The sequence below is a fragment of the Mesorhizobium sp. ES1-3 genome, from assembly GCF_020164795.1.
Lineage (GTDB): Bacteria > Pseudomonadota > Alphaproteobacteria > Rhizobiales > Rhizobiaceae > Mesorhizobium.
On the sequence record NZ_JAIUGW010000001.1, the window covers coordinates 270,646 to 285,142 of the forward strand.

Below are 14,497 nucleotides of genomic sequence, written 5' to 3' on the forward strand. Positions count from 1 at the left end.
GTTCCCAACTCCTTGTTCTTGTCTTGGTTTGCGTGATTTCAGGACGGCTTAGCCGCCCTTGGCATGCGGTCAGACACGGTGTCCGGCCGCGATGATCTTCTTCAGGAACCCTTGCGTGCGTTCCTGTTTGGGATTGCGGAAAATCTCGTCAGGCTTGCCTTCCTCGACTATTCGGCCGCGATCGAAGAACAGCACCCGGTCGGCGAAGTCGTGGGCGAAACCCATCTCGTGCGTGACCAGCAGCATGGTCATGTCGGTCTCCGCGCAGAGCCGCCACAAGACGTTGAGCACTTCCTCGACCAGTTCCGGGTCGAGCGCCGATGTCACCTCGTCGAACAGCATGATCTTTGGCTGCAAGGCGAGCGCGCGGGCGATCGCCACGCGCTGCTTCTGGCCGCCGGACAATTGGGCCGGCATCGCCTTCGCCTTGTCGGCCATGCCGACCATCTCGAGCAGTTCCATGGCCCGCTTCTCGGCAGCGGCGCGCGGCGTGCCCTTGGTCAGCATCGGCGCCAGCGTCACATTGTCGATGACGCTCTTGTGGGGAAACAGGTTGAACAGCTGGAAGACCATGCCGGTCTTCTGGCGCATCCGCGCCAGATGGCGCTCATCGGCCGGCAGCAGCTGACCGTTGCGCTCCATATGGTAAAGCTGCTCGCCGTCGATCTGGATATGACCGCCGTCGATGCGCTCCAGCGTCATCAGGATGCGCAGGATCGTCGTCTTGCCTGAGCCGGAGGGGCCGATCAGCGCCAGCTTCTCGCGCGGCATGACCTGCATCGAGAGGCCGTCCAGAACCTTGAAGCTGCCAAAGCTCTTCGAGATGCTGTCGACCTTGATGATGGGTGCGGATGCGGACAAATGAATTTCCCGTGCTGGAGAAGCCTGGTGCCCTTAACGATGCGGAACGTGCCAAATCATGTCAATTGGGAAAATAATATCATGACAATTATTCTGATTGCGCACATTTTCCAGTCAATCACAGCCGGCTTTTTGGGCATGCCCTCGCCCCGGAACCACCTGACACTTTTGGACGCCATGCTCAGATTGCGAGCAGCAAATGCTCCGGATCGCCAAGCAAGAGCTTGGTGACAACGCCGAGACCGGCGCGCAGTTCCCCCTCGGTGGTCGAACCCAGCGAGATGCGCACCGCCGGATGCCAGGGCGCATCCGAAATGCGGAAGGAGGTGCCCGGCGCAATGGCCACACCCTGCAGCCGGGCCTGGGCGACAAAGCTCTCCTCGGAACGGTCGGCCGGCAGTGGCAGCCAGATATGCAGTCCGTCGCGATGGGCACGGTAGTCGACGCCGGCCAGCACCTCTGCCGCGATATCCTGCCGCCGCCGCAGCGCCACCCGTTGCCAGCCCACCAGTTCCATCGCGGTGCCGTCGGCCACCCATTTGGTGGCGATCTCCGCAACCATTGGTGTCGCCATCCAGTTCGAGACCAGATGCCGGTTGGCAACGGCCGCGACGTAACGATCGGGCGCGGCGAGATAACCGATGCGCAGGCCGGGCACGGTGATCTTGGTGAAGGAGGTGACGTAGAGCGTCCGCTCCGGCGCGAAAGCGGCGACCGGCGGCGGTCGATGCTCGACCAGCGGTCCCAGCACATCGTTCTCGATAATGGCGATGTCGTGCTTGCGCGCCACCGCCGCGATCTGCTCGCGGCGCGCCGCATCCATGAGCGTTGCCGTGGGGTTTATGACGGAAGGCTGGACGAACACCGCACGGATGTCGGACAGCCGGCAGGCCTGGTCCAGCGCTTCCGGAACCAGGCCGTTGCCGTCGATCGGCAGGCCTTCGAGGTTGAAGCCGAGATAACGGGCGAGCGGCACCAGCGTGTGATGGCCGATCGCCTCGGTGGCAACGGTGGAACCCGGCGGCGCCACGCTCATCAGCGCCACCGTCATGCCGGCGGTGGCGCCATTTGTCAGGCTGATGTTCTGCGGGGACGCATCGAGGCCGCACAGTTTCAGCCACTCGACCGCCACGGCACGGTGGCGCGGAAACACCATGTTTGGCCGGAACGACAGAGCCGAACTCGACGGCAGGTTTTCGGCGAGCCAGCCCAGTGCCTGCTTCATCCGCTCCAGGTGCATCGGCTCGCAGACCGGCTTCAGAATCGACAGATCGATGACTTCGCCCAGGCGCTCGGGCAGATAAGGCGGCTCCGGCTCGCGGCGCTGCGTCTGGACGAAGCTGCCACGGCCGATCTCGCCCGAAATCAGGCCGCGCCGGATCAATTCCTCGTAGGCACGGCTGACCGTCTGCACCGAGAGCTTCAGATCGTCCGCCAGCCTGCGATGCGTCGGCAGCCGCGCGCCGTTGGCAAGGCGTCCGTCATGGATGGCGCGTGCGAACTGATCGGCCAACGATTGATAGGCTGGCCGCCGGATGAGCGTGGGATCGGGTTGCCACAATGTCATGACTTATTAGAGATCGAAATCAGTGCAATTGACAATCGAAATAATGCGCCGTCATGGTACGATCGACGAAAAAGTGAGCGCTGATGACTGCTGCGAAACTCGACCCTATCGACCTCAAAATCCTGGACGCCATCCAGCGTGACGGACGCATCACCAAGCTGGCGCTGGCCGAGCAGGTCGGGCTGTCGCCGACGCCATGCTGGATGCGGCTGCGCAAGCTGGAAAAAGCCGGCATCGTCTCGGGTTATCACGCCCGGATCGCCATGCGTGTCGTGGCGCCTGTCGCCACCGTGCTGATGGAGGTGACGCTGGCCAGCCACCGCCAGGCCGATTTCGACCGCTTCGAGCGCGTCATCCGCGACATCCCCGAGATCGTCGCCTGCTGGTCGGTGGGTGGCGGCGTCGACTATGTACTGAAGGTGATGGCGCGCGACATCGACGCCTATCAGCGGCTCGTCGACGGCTTGCTCGATCGCGAGATCGGCATCGACCGCTACTTCACCTACATCGTCATCAAGACGGTGAAAGACGATGCCGCGCTGCCGATAGCCGACCTGTTGCCGGCATCGACATAGCGCCGGAGAAATGGGCTGCCCCCTCGGCGCAATAGAGAGATTCTCTCTGCGGCCAGGCGTCCAAACAGCCTCTCTGTCTGCCGGTGATGGTTAGTCTCCCCCCATCAAACCGAACCGGGAGGCTTCGACCATGTCCGCGCATTTTGCCCGCTCGCATCGCCACGAAGCGCTCGACCGGCTCGCCGACCGCCGATTGCTGCGCGAGCTTGCCTATATCGACGGCCATTGGACGGCGAGCGAGGCGGCCGAGAGTTTCGAGGTCACCGATCCGGCGACCGGCACCACCGTCGCCTTCGTCGCAGCACTCGACAGCCGGCAGACGACAAAAGCCATCGACGCCGCTGCGCGCGCCTTTCCGGCGTGGCGGGCGCAGTTGCCGCAGGAGCGCTCGAAAATCCTGCGAAAATGGTTCGAGCTGATTATAGCAGCGAAAGACGACCTGGCCCTGCTGATGACGCTGGAACAGGGCAAGCCGTTGAAGGAGTCGCTCGGCGAGATCGGCTACGCCGCCTCCTTCATCGAATGGTATGCGGAGGAAGCGAAGCGTCTCAACGCCGAGAGCGTCACCAGCCACCTGCCAAACGCGGAAATGATGGTGCGGCGTGAGCCGCTCGGCGTTGTCGGTGTCGTCACGCCGTGGAATTTTCCATCGGCCATGTTGACGCGCAAAGCGGCCGCCGCGCTTGCCGCCGGCTGTACCATCGTTGCGCATCCCTCCTCGGAGACGCCGCTGTCGGCGCTGGCGCTGGCCGAACTTGGCGAACGCGCCGGACTGCCCGCCGGCGTGTTCAACATCGTTACCGGCAAGGCCGCGACGATCGTCGGACGCATGTGCGAAGATCCGCGCGTACGCGCCATGAGTTTCACCGGCTCGACCGAGATTGGCCGGCTGATCGCCGCGCAAAGCGCGCCGACGATGAAGCGGCTGGTCATGGAACTCGGCGGCCACGCGCCGCTGATCGTCTTTGCCGATGCCGATATCGACAAAGCGGTGACCATCGCCATCGACGCCAAATTCGCCACCTCGGGCCAGGATTGCCTCGCCGCCAACCGCATCTATGTCCAGCGTCCGCTCTACGACCGCTTCTGCGCCGCTTTCGCCAGACGCATCGAGGCGCTGCGAGCCGGCAATGGCCTCGCCGACGATATCGACATCGGGCCGCTGATGCATGAGCGCGCCGTCAAGAAGGTCGAAGAACAGGTCGCAGACGCCGTAGCCCTTGGCGCGCGCTGCCTTGCCGGCGGCAAGCGGCATCAGGCCGGGCCGCTCTTCTACCAGCCGACACTGCTGGCCGATGTCGCCGACGACGCACTGATCATGCGCGAGGAGACCTTTGGCCCGGTCGCGGCCGCCACCCCCTTCGACGACGAGGGCGAAGTCATCGCCCGTGCCAACGCGACCGAATACGGCCTGGTCGCCTATGTCGTGACCGAGAACGGCGCCCGCCAGCAGCGCATGGGCCGCGCGCTCGACTATGGCATGGTCGCCATCAACCGTGTGAAGATCACCGGCGCGCCGATCCCGTTCGGCGGCGTCAAGCAGTCCGGTGTCGGCCGCGAGGGCTCGCGCCATGGCCTGGAGGCCTTCACTGATCTCAAATATCTATGCCTCGACGTAGCGTAGGCCACACCGGAATTTTGAAGGAGTAAAAAAATGCTCGACCAGTCCAACGAACTCGCCGCCTGGGATCGCGACCATTTCTTCCATCCCTCGACCCATATGGGCACGCACGCGCGCGGTGAATCGCCGACAAGGATCATGGCTGGTGGCGAAGGCGTCACCGTCTGGGACAACAATGGCAGGAAGAGCATCGACGCCTTCGCCGGTCTCTATTGCGTCAATGTCGGCTATGGCCGCCAGAAGATATCAGATGCCATCGCGACCCAGGCAAAAAACCTCGCCTACTATCACGCCTATGTCGGGCACGGCACCGAGGCCTCGATCACGCTGGCCAAGATGATCATCGACCGCGCGCCGAAGGACATGTCGAGGGTCTATTTCGGCCTCTCGGGTTCGGATGCCAACGAAACCAATATCAAGCTGATCTGGTACTACAATAATGTGCTGGGACGCCCGGGGAAGAAGAAGATCATCTCGCGCTGGCGCGGCTATCACGGCTCGGGCGTGATGACGGGCTCGCTGACCGGGCTCGACCTGTTCCACAACGCCTTCGACCTGCCGCGCGCGCCGATCCTGCACACCGAGGCGCCGTACTATTTCCGCCGCGCCGACCGCTCGATGAGCGAAGAGCAGTTCTCGCAGCATTGCGCCGACAAGCTCGAGGAGATGATCCTCGCCGAAGGGCCCGAAACGGTAGCCGCCTTCATCGGCGAGCCGATTCTCGGCACTGGCGGCATCGTGCCGCCGCCCGCCGGCTATTGGGAAAAGATCCAGGCGGTGCTGAAGAAGTATGATGTGCTGCTGGTCGCCGACGAGGTGGTGACGGGCTTCGGCCGGCTGGGCACGATGTTCGGCTCCGATCATTACGGGATCAAGCCCGACCTGATCACCATCGCCAAGGGCCTGACCTCGGCCTACGCGCCGCTGTCGGGCGTCATCGTCGCCGACAAGATGTGGCAGGTGCTGGTGCAGGGCTCCGACAAGCTCGGCTCGCTCGGCCATGGCTGGACCTATTCGGCGCATCCGATCTGCGTCGCCGCCGGCGTCGCCAATCTCGAACTGATCGATGAGATGGACCTGGTGCGGAATGCCGGCGAGACCGGCGCTTATTTCCGTGCCGAACTGGCCAAGGCCGTCGGCGGTCACAAACATGTCGGCGAGGTACGCGGCGACGGCATGCTGGCGGCAGTGGAATTCGTCAGGGATCGCGACGACCGCGTCTTCTTCGATGCTTCGCTCAAGATCGGGCCGCAGATTGCGACCGCCCTTGCCGCAAGCGGCGTCATCGGCCGCGCCATGCCGCAGGGCGACATCCTCGGCTTCGCGCCACCGCTATGCCTGACCCGCGAGGAAGCCGACATCGTGGTGGCCAAGACCGCCGATGCCGTGAAGAACGTGTTCGCCAATCTCTAATTCTTGACTACTGGCGCCGCCCCTCATCCGCCTGCCGGCACCTTCTCCCCGTATAGTGACGGGGAGAAGGGAGAAGCTCCGACGCTGGCGATCCCCTCTCCCCGTCCTTCACGGGGAGAGGGTAAGGGTGAGGGGCAGCGCAAACCTATAAGGTATTTGGAAGTGACCGCGATGACCTCCCATCCCACCCTCCCCGCCACCATGGCCGCCGTGCTGCTCACAGGGCACGGCGGACCGGAAAAGCTCGTCTACCGCACCGATGTCAAAGTGCCTGCCCCCGTTTCAGGTGAGGTGCTCATAAGGGTCAGCGCTTGCGGGATGAACAACACCGATGTCTGGGTGCGTCAGGGCGCCTATGGCACCGAGGAGGATGCGGGCGCGGTGTCGACCTGGCGAAGGCAGGGCAATACGCTGACCTTCCCGCGCATCCAGGGCACCGACACTGTCGGCACCATCGTTGCCGTCGGCGAAGGCGTTTCGCCCGATCGTATCGGCGAACGGGTGATGGTCGATTTCTCCATCTACAACCGTGAGGACGATTCACTCGCCGACATCGACTATATGGGCCATGGCCGCGACGGCGGTTATGCCGAGTATCAGGCTGTGCCAGCCGACAACGCGCATGTCGTCGACACCGACTTGAGCGATATCGAACTCGCGACCTTCTGCTGCGCCTATCTTACCGGCGAGCAGATGCTGGAACGCGCTGGCCTGAAGGCTGGCGAGCGCGTGCTGGTCACCGGCGCCTCTGGCGGCGTCGGCTCCGGCATCGTGCAGCTGGCGCGGGCGCGTGGCGCCATTCCCTATGCCGTCGTCGGCAAGGGCAAGGAACAGGCTGTGCTCGACATCGGCGCCGAGGCCGTCATCACCCGCGGCGTCGCGGACCTGCCGCAAGCCGTGACCGAAGCGACCGGCGGCCAGCCGATCGACGTGGTCGCCGATCTCGTCGGCGGCGCGATCTTCAACGACCTTTTGCGCATCCTGCGGCCCGAGGGCCGCTACACCACTGCCGGCGCGATTGCAGGCCCGGTCGTCCAGCTCGACCTCAGGACCATGTATCTCAAGCAGCTGCAACTGCACGGCTCGAGCCAGGGCACGCGCGCCGATTTCCGCCGCATCGTACGCTACATCGAGGAGGGCAAGATCCGACCCTTAGTCGGCGGCGTCTACAAGCTCTCCGATTTCCACCACGCGCAAGGCGATTTCGTCGCAAAGGATTTTGTCGGCAAGCTGGTGGTGGTGCCCGACGCTGTCGCGGAACGATCAGCGTAATCGCAAAAATCCTGGTCCGGCATGGGCAAAGGACCGCAGCGCACCTTTGCCGCCGTCCGTGCGCTCGTCAGCCCGCTCGACGACGATCGTGAGATGAGCGCCGACATGACGCTGGTCGCCCGTATGGTGGCCGGTCCCCGGGACTGAGAGTTCCGGCTTATCGCTGGAAAGGTCCCCTGACATTGAGGTTCTCGGCCAGAAGGCAGAAGCGGTCGATCAGCCTGACAAGCGCCTCACCCTGTTCGGCGACAATCTTACCGCGCTCGGACTGCGGCGTGTCGGCCAAGATCCTCCACAACCGGCTCTGCCGATCACAGACATCCGCCAATTCAGCGCAGTCGTTGGAGGTCAATTTCAAAAGATGATCCGCAGTCACCGGTCCGATGCCTGGAGGCGTGGTCGCTCCAAACGAAAGATAGCCTGGCGGCACGGTGCCTTTTGCGTTCACCGCTGTCTTGCGGCAGAGGACATCGAATATCTGGTCGACTGCCTGCTTGGCGCCGGCGACGCGTGAAGGGTGATCCGTGTCGGCCGCAGCATGCGGCAGGAGCTCGAGCCTGGCGCCATGCTTCTCGACCAGGTCGAGATAAGGCAGCATCGGGCCGGACAGGCTGCCGGTCGAGGCATCCCTGAACAGGTCGGCATCGATGGCGGCATGGCGCAGCCGGCCTGTACTCAAAGCTTCATCAAGCGCCTCGATGTCGACAAGCTCGCCGCGATCGTAGTTGACCAGCACCGCGCCGCTTTTCATGCGAGACAAAATGTCCGCGCCGATAAGCCCGGCATTGGCATAGTGGCCGGTCTGCGCATCCTGCTTGCCCAGGCCGACATGAACGCTGAGCACATGGGCGCCCGCAGCCGCGTCGGCGAGGTCCGCCGCATAGGCAAATCCCTCGGCTTCTATCCAGTCCCGATGCCGAGGCCGCGCATGGATCAACACGCGCATGCCGAAGGCGCGGGCAAGCTTGGCCACCTCCCTGCCGATATTGCCGTAGCCGACAATCGCGACCGTCTTGCCTTCGAGCTTTTCGGTGGGGAAATCGCGCAGCTCCCTGCCCGTGTCGAAGGCGCCCCGCGCCACACGGTCGTGAAGCATGCCGACCGGGAGATCCGGCAGCACTTTCAGAATCGCCTTCATCACCATCTGCGCCGTGGCGCGGCTGTTGATGCCTGGCGTGTTCATCAGCACGGCGGTGCCGCCCTCGCCGCTGCCGCCGCCCCATGAGCGCGAGCCCATATTGCCGGTGCCGGCGCCGATGCGCACGCCGGCGAGCGGAAAGACGGTCTCGGCCGGCAGGAAGGTGGCGGCGGCAATGACGGCGTCATAGCGTCCGTCGCCGGCGGCTTCGATCAGCTCTTCGCGGGTGCTGAGGTCCGGCTGGTAGAAGAAATGCACTCGGCCAGGTTCGAGAGCGGTCTTGTCGCCAAGTCCGGTCGCATGAAAGCGGCCCCCCTTGGCTTCGATATGGGCACGCACCTCCGAAGGGTCGGGTTTTCCGTCAGCGTCGAAGCGCAAGCCGATCAGATCGCAGACCAGCACGGCGTAGGCGCGCTGCGGATCGATCGACTCAACGGCGTGTGTGTCTGTGGTCGCGGTCACGTCGTTCCCCTGATGCAGGACGAAAGGCCTACTGGTAGAGCAGGCGAATAATCAGAACCTATCCGCCCAGAGAGGCGCGGGGTCGATCACCGGCGGCAGACCAGCGGCGAGTTGCGACACGCTCTTGCCGGTGACCGCGCCGCCGATCAGGCCCCGATGGCCATGGCCAAGATGGCACGCGACACCGTCTTTCAGGTACAGTGCGATGGCGCCATTGGCCCCTTGAACGGGCCAGGCGGACGCGCGTAAAATCGCGCTATCTGATTGAGTCTTCTACATTCGTTCGGGCTAATGTCCGGATTGGTCTGGGTATTTCCTTGCACACGGATGAAACCAGCGCGGCCAAGCGCGGCAAATCATTTACCCATGTGGCCGAAGCCTCCTGGGGCAAGGGCCTCAGCACCTTGCTGCGCATCGTGCGCATGACGCTGCGCCATCCCTGGCAGGTTGCCATCACCCTCGTCTCGACCTTTGTCGCCGCGACGCTGCAGCTTTTCATTCCGCGCCTCCTGGGGCGCGCCATCGATCAGGCGCAAGGCGTAATGGCGGCGGGTGCCGGCACCGCGGCCGAGCAGGCGCTATGGAATACCGCGCTGACGCTGTTGATCGTCAGCATACTGCGCGGCCTCTTCACCATGGCGCAGAACTACTATGGCGAGGCCGTCGGCCATCAGACCGGCTATGAGCTTCGGCTCGCCTTCTACGAGAAGATCCAGCGACTGAGCTTTTCCTTCCACGACAAGGTCCATACGGGCGATCTCATCACGCTCGGGCTGCTCGATCTCGACGGCGTGCGCATGTTCTTTTCCACGGGCATCCTGCGCGTGGTCCTGCTTGGCGTGCTGATCGGCGTCGGCGCCTATCTGTTGATCAGCACCGACCTCGTGCTCGGGTTGTTGAGCCTCAGCTTCGTACCATTCGTCGCTTGGCGCTCCTCGGTGACGCAGCTCCGACTGCGCAGCACCTGGCTGACGCTGCAGGAGCGGCTGTCGGTGCTGAGCCGGGTTATGGATGAGAATCTCGGCGGCATTCGTGTCGTGCGCGCCTTCGCGGCACAGCGGCATGAGCTGGCAAAATTCGACCGCGCCAAGGAGGATGCGCTGGAGCTCGCCAATGAGCGCGTCGACATCCGCGTCTCGAACACCAGCGCCATGAATTTCTCGTTCCTGGCCGCCATGGGCCTGGTGCTGTGGTTCGGCGGCCAGAAGGTGATCGCGGGCCAGATCAGCGTCGGCACGCTGGCCCAGTTCCTCACCTTCATGACCATATTGCAGATGCCGGTGCGCCAGCTCGGCCTGATGGTCAACTCCTTCGCGCGCGCCTCGACCTGTGGCACGCGGCTGTTCGAACTCCTCGATGCGGAGCTCGACATCGAGGACGCGCCCGATGCCAAAGATCTGGTCATAACCGATGGCGTGCTACGGTTCGACAATGTCGGTTTCCGCTATGAGGGCGCAGGCGAGCGTCCGACGCTTTCCGGCGTTTCCTTCGAAGCCAGGCCTGGCGAGACCGTCGGCATCGTCGGTCCGCCAGGCAGCGGCAAGTCGACCATCGCGCATCTGATCCCGCGCTTCTACGACGTGAGCTCAGGCGCGATCACCATAGACGGCCAGGACATTCGCAAGGTCACACTGCAATCGCTGCGCAAGGCGGTCGGCGTCGTCCAGCAGGACGCATTCCTGTTCACCACCTCGATCGAGAACAACATCGCCTATGGTAATCCCTGGGCGCGCGAGACCCGCATCGGACAGGCCGCCGAGTATGCCCAGCTCCACAACTACATCATCGGGCTTCCAGCAGGCTACACCACGGTCGTGGGCGAACGCGGCGCGTCGCTTTCCGGCGGCCAGCGGCAGCGCCTGACCATCGCGCGCAGCCTGATGCTGCGGCCATCTGTGCTGGTCTTCGACGATTCCACCGCGGCCGTCGACGCCGGCACCGAGCAGCGGATCCGGGCGGCGATGAGGCGCTTCGCCAGGGATCGCGTGACGCTCGTCATCTCGCACCGGCTGAGTTCGCTGATGCATGCAGACCAGATCCTGTTCGTCGAGGGCGGCCGGATCGTGGAACGCGGCACGCATGAGGAATTGCTGGCGCTCGGCGGACGCTACCGAGCGCTTTACGACCTGCAGCTGCGGCCGGACGAAGATCGCCTCGAGGGAGCCGCCTGATGTCGATGCAGGACGACGACAAGAAGGAAGACAAAAGCGGACGCCCGACCAAGGCGGTCGTCGGCTCGCACCGCGATGAGGAAGAGGTCTTCGGCAAGGCCTACGATCCGCGCATCGTCAGGCGCATCTGGAGCTTCGTCAGACCGTATCAGGGCCGGATTTTCATCTCGGTCGCCGCGGTGCTGGTGTTCACGCTGACGCAGCTGGCGATCCCGCTGGTCATCCGCTACGCCATCGATCACGGCATGGCGCCAGGCAGGCTCGACCGTTCGGTGATGATCACCGCGATCATCGCTTTTGCCGTGATCATCCTCATCAACTACGCCGCCAGCCATGTCCAGGAGAGCGTCGTCGGCAAGGTGGCCGAGAACGTGCTGTCTGACCTGCGTCGCGCCATGTTCAGCCATTTGCAGCGGGTCTCCCTGGGCTTCATGGACAGGACCGAGGTCGGACGGCTGATGTCGCGCCTGCAGGGCGACGTCAATTCGATGCAGGAATTCCTCGAAACATCCGTCATGTCGGTGGGTGACATCGTGCTGTTGTTCGGCATCGTCACAGTCCTTTTGTGGCTCGATTTCCGGCTCGGGCTGCTGACGCTGTCGACAATGCCGATGCTGTTCATCGTGCGGCTGTTCTGGCTGCCGCGCGCCAAGGTCGCCTTCATGGCCGCCCACGAGACCAACTCCATCGCCAACGGCGCGCTTGCCGAGGGCATCCATGGCGTGCGCACCGTGCAGAGCCTGGAGCGCCAGCACGTCAATTTCGACCTCTATGACGAGAAGGTGCTGGCCAATCTCAACGCCCATCTGCGGTCGGCGAGATACGCGCAGGTGATGGTGCCGATCGTCGACACGTTGACCGGCATCGCCATGGCGACAGTCATCGTCGTCGGCGGGTCGATGGTGCTGTCGCATAGCCTCGACATCGGCGTCATGGTGGCGTTCCTGTTCTACATCCAGCGCTTCTTCGACCCGATCCGCTCGCTCACCATGCAGTACAGCGTCATGCAGCGCGCCATGGCTTCGGGTCAGCGCATCTCCGAAGTGCTCGACGTACCCGTGGATGTCAGCGACAAGCACGGCGCCATCGCACTGTCGCGCGACATGGACGGCTCAGTCGAGTTCAGGAACGTCACCTTCGGCTACCGGCCGAACCAGCCGGTGCTGAAGAACATCTCCTTCCGCGTCAATCCGGGCGAGACAGTCGCGCTTGTCGGCCCGACCGGATCGGGCAAGTCGAGCTCGATGGCGCTGGTGCACCGCTTCTACGATGTCTGGTCGGGCGAGGTCTTGGTCGGCGGCCATGATGTGCGCGAGCTGACGCAGGATTCGCTCGGCGACCAGGTGGCCATGGTGCTGCAGGAGCCGTTCCTATTCTCCGGCACCGTGCTGGAGAACATCCGCTATCACAAGACTGGCGCCAGCCGCGAAGAAGTGGTGCGCGCAGCACAAGCCGTCGGCGCGCACGACTTCATCGAGGACCTGCCCGACGGCTACGATACCGAACTCGAGCAGCGCGGCGGCAATCTCTCGCTCGGCCAGCGCCAGCTGATCAGTTTCGCGCGGGCGCTGGTGGCCGACGCCAAGATCCTCGTGCTCGACGAAGCCACCGCCAGCATCGATTCCTACACCGAGATGCTGATCCAGAAGGCGCTGATCAAACTGCTGGAGGGCCGCACCGGACTGGTCATCGCGCATCGCCTGGCCACCATCCGCGGCGCCGACCGCATCATCGTGCTGCAGAATGGCGAGATCGTCGAAAGCGGCAACCATGAACAGCTGATGAAGAGGAAAGGTCTTTACGCCCGTCTCTACAACATGAACTACGCTTCCTTCGACGACATTTCCGAGGAAGAGATGGGAATGGACGCTTCAGTCGGCAAAGCGACGTGAGCTGGTGACGGCAGGGTGCGAACGGACGGATCGCCTGCTGCCTCCGACAGGACCTATTTGCCGGATCGCCTGACGTGGCCGCTGACCTGCACGCCGTCTTCGGCACGCAGGTACAGAAATCCGGGGATGGAGAGCAGCGGGATGATCGCGGTCAGCAGGAACACCTGGTGAAAGCGTTCCGGCGTCAGGACGTGGCTTTCGCCCGCAATCAGGCCCAGCAGCATCGCGGCGATCGAAACGCCGAGCGATACGCTCAGCTGCTGCAGCACGCCACCAAGGCTGGTGGCGCGGCTGAGCTTGTCGGCCGGCAGATCGGCGTAGGACAAGGTGTTGGACGTCATGAACTGCGCCGAGCGGACGATGCCGAACAGGAAGACATAGAAACCGATCAACCAATGCGGCGTACCGGGCCCCATCAGGGCGAAGCCTGCCACGGTGGCTGAGCCAACGACCGCGCTGCCGATCAGCACGACACCGAAGCCGAAGCGCCGCAGGAGCGGCGACAGCAGCGGCCGCATGAGCAGCGCCCCGAAACTGCCGACGAATGTCAGCGAGCCCGATGTGACCGGGCTCATGCCGAAGCCGACCTGCAGCATCAGCGGCACCAGGAAAGGCACGCCGTTGAGACCGACGCGGCACAGGCCGCCCGCCAGCGTGCCGACCCAGAACGAGCGGAACCGAAACAACGTCAAGTCGACAGCCGGCGCGACGACGCGGCGCGCATAGCGCCCGAAGGCAAGCAGCAGCAGGAATGCCGCGGCCAGCACCAGCACCGTCGCAGACCCGGGAATGATCGGCCGGCCGATGTTTTCCAGCCCGAACTGCAGGAGCGCCACGCCGACGCCCACCATCAGGAATCCCGGGACATCGAAACGTTGCACCGCCTCGCCATGGAAGTCGTCGACGAAGCGCAGCGCGGCCAGGATCCCCAGGCAGCCGAAAGGCACGTTGACATAGAATATCCAGCGCCACGACGCATAGGTGGTGAGCAGGCCGCCCAGCAGCGGCCCGATGATCGGCCCCATGATGGCCGGCAGGGTCGTGTAGGTCATGGCGGTGATCAGGCCGCTGCGCGGAAAGCTGCGCAGCAGGATCAGCCGGCCGACCGGCGTCATCATGGCGCCGCCAAGCCCCTGCAAGGCACGCATCGCCAGCAGCATGCCGAAACTGTCGGCCACGCCGCACAGTGCCGAGCCCAGGGTGAAGGTGAAAAGCGCCAGCGCGAACACCCTGCGCGCGCCGAACCTGTCGGCAAACCAGCCGCTGACGGGAATGAACACGGCGAGCGTCAGGATGTAGGTGGTGATCGCAAGATTCAGCCGGACCGGCGTCGTGCCGAGGCTTTGCGCTATTGCCGGGATCGCGGTGGTGATGATGGTGGAATCGAGCTGCTCCATCAAAAACGCGATGGCGACGATGATCGGGATGATCAGCCTGAGCCTCGGGTCGCGCTCGGTGGCAAATTGCGGCTGTTCCAATGCTCTGGTCAATTCCGTCATGCAGGTGGCTTATAGGCTCTGGCCGA

Annotated in this window: 11 protein-coding genes; 7 read left to right on the forward strand and 4 right to left on the reverse strand. The window is 64.0% G+C overall.

The window, feature by feature from the left end; all coding sequences use genetic code 11:
- Positions 1-69: 69 nt before the first annotated feature.
- The gene (gene ehuA / locus LB536_RS01300; protein ID WP_027145205.1) at positions 70-861 is read right to left on the reverse strand and encodes an ectoine/hydroxyectoine ABC transporter ATP-binding protein EhuA; all 792 of its coding nucleotides are present in this window, start codon (positions 859-861) and stop codon (positions 70-72) included.
- 181 nt (positions 862-1,042) lie between these two features.
- A complete protein-coding gene (locus tag LB536_RS01305; protein WP_224589823.1) occupies positions 1,043-2,428 on the reverse strand; it encodes a PLP-dependent aminotransferase family protein in 1,386 nt (461 codons plus the stop codon).
- An 83-nt stretch (positions 2,429-2,511) separates the two neighbouring features.
- On the opposite strand from LB536_RS01305, the gene LB536_RS01310 reads away from it, so the two are divergent.
- The 5 genes from LB536_RS01310 (at position 2,512) to LB536_RS31025 (ending at position 7,456) form a co-directional block, all read left to right on the forward strand.
- Positions 2,512-3,003, forward strand: coding sequence for an Lrp/AsnC family transcriptional regulator (locus tag LB536_RS01310; RefSeq protein WP_224589824.1), 492 nt, complete (start codon positions 2,512-2,514; stop codon positions 3,001-3,003).
- A gap of 130 nt (positions 3,004-3,133) precedes the next feature.
- Positions 3,134-4,627: an NAD-dependent succinate-semialdehyde dehydrogenase gene (locus LB536_RS01315; RefSeq protein WP_224589825.1), complete on the forward strand. Its 1,494-nt coding sequence runs from the start codon at positions 3,134-3,136 to the stop codon at positions 4,625-4,627.
- A gap of 30 nt (positions 4,628-4,657) precedes the next feature.
- Positions 4,658-6,037 (forward strand): aspartate aminotransferase family protein, encoded by a 1,380-nt coding sequence (locus tag LB536_RS01320; protein WP_224589826.1) that lies wholly within the window; start codon positions 4,658-4,660, stop codon positions 6,035-6,037.
- 171 nt (positions 6,038-6,208) lie between these two features.
- Positions 6,209-7,309 carry an alcohol dehydrogenase family protein gene (locus LB536_RS01325; RefSeq protein ID WP_224589827.1) on the forward strand — a complete coding sequence of 367 codons (1,101 nt, stop codon included), beginning with the start codon at positions 6,209-6,211 and terminating at the stop codon, positions 7,307-7,309.
- A 21-nt stretch (positions 7,310-7,330) separates the two neighbouring features.
- Positions 7,331-7,456 carry a hypothetical protein gene (locus tag LB536_RS31025; RefSeq protein WP_263488784.1) on the forward strand — a complete coding sequence of 42 codons (126 nt, stop codon included), beginning with the start codon at positions 7,331-7,333 and terminating at the stop codon, positions 7,454-7,456.
- Between the two features lie 10 nt (positions 7,457-7,466).
- Here the strand turns inward: LB536_RS31025 and LB536_RS01330 are convergent, their stop codons facing one another.
- A complete protein-coding gene (locus LB536_RS01330; protein WP_224589828.1) occupies positions 7,467-8,909 on the reverse strand; it encodes an NAD(P)-dependent oxidoreductase in 1,443 nt (480 codons plus the stop codon).
- A 317-nt stretch (positions 8,910-9,226) separates the two neighbouring features.
- Here LB536_RS01330 and LB536_RS01335 point away from each other — a divergent pair, with 317 nt between their 5' ends.
- Positions 9,227-11,080 carry an ABC transporter ATP-binding protein gene (locus tag LB536_RS01335; RefSeq protein ID WP_224589829.1) on the forward strand — a complete coding sequence of 618 codons (1,854 nt, stop codon included), beginning with the start codon at positions 9,227-9,229 and terminating at the stop codon, positions 11,078-11,080.
- Positions 11,080-12,972 (forward strand): ABC transporter ATP-binding protein, encoded by a 1,893-nt coding sequence (locus LB536_RS01340; protein WP_224589830.1) that lies wholly within the window; start codon positions 11,080-11,082, stop codon positions 12,970-12,972. Before LB536_RS01335 ends, LB536_RS01340 begins: the two co-directional genes overlap by 1 nt.
- 53 nt (positions 12,973-13,025) lie before the next feature.
- On the opposite strand, the gene LB536_RS01345 is transcribed toward LB536_RS01340, so the two are convergent.
- Positions 13,026-14,471 carry a DHA2 family efflux MFS transporter permease subunit gene (locus LB536_RS01345; RefSeq protein ID WP_224589831.1) on the reverse strand — a complete coding sequence of 482 codons (1,446 nt, stop codon included), beginning with the start codon at positions 14,469-14,471 and terminating at the stop codon, positions 13,026-13,028.
- Positions 14,472-14,497 lie beyond the last annotated feature (26 nt).

Excerpts from the sequence above, each read along its gene's own strand:
- LB536_RS01305 (WP_224589823.1), bottom strand. The coding sequence starts at position 2,428 with ATGACATTGTGGCAACCCGATCCCACGCTCATCCGGCGGCCAGCCTAT.
- LB536_RS01310 (WP_224589824.1), top strand. The coding sequence starts at position 2,512 with ATGACTGCTGCGAAACTCGACCCTATCGACCTCAAAATCCTGGACGCC.
- LB536_RS01315 (WP_224589825.1), top strand. The coding sequence starts at position 3,134 with ATGTCCGCGCATTTTGCCCGCTCGCATCGCCACGAAGCGCTCGACCGG.
- LB536_RS01320 (WP_224589826.1), top strand. The coding sequence starts at position 4,658 with ATGCTCGACCAGTCCAACGAACTCGCCGCCTGGGATCGCGACCATTTC.
- LB536_RS01325 (WP_224589827.1), top strand. The coding sequence starts at position 6,209 with ATGACCTCCCATCCCACCCTCCCCGCCACCATGGCCGCCGTGCTGCTC.
- LB536_RS31025 (WP_263488784.1), top strand. The coding sequence starts at position 7,331 with ATGGGCAAAGGACCGCAGCGCACCTTTGCCGCCGTCCGTGCGCTCGTC.
- LB536_RS01340 (WP_224589830.1), top strand. The coding sequence starts at position 11,080 with ATGTCGATGCAGGACGACGACAAGAAGGAAGACAAAAGCGGACGCCCG.
- LB536_RS01345 (WP_224589831.1), bottom strand. The coding sequence starts at position 14,471 with ATGACGGAATTGACCAGAGCATTGGAACAGCCGCAATTTGCCACCGAG.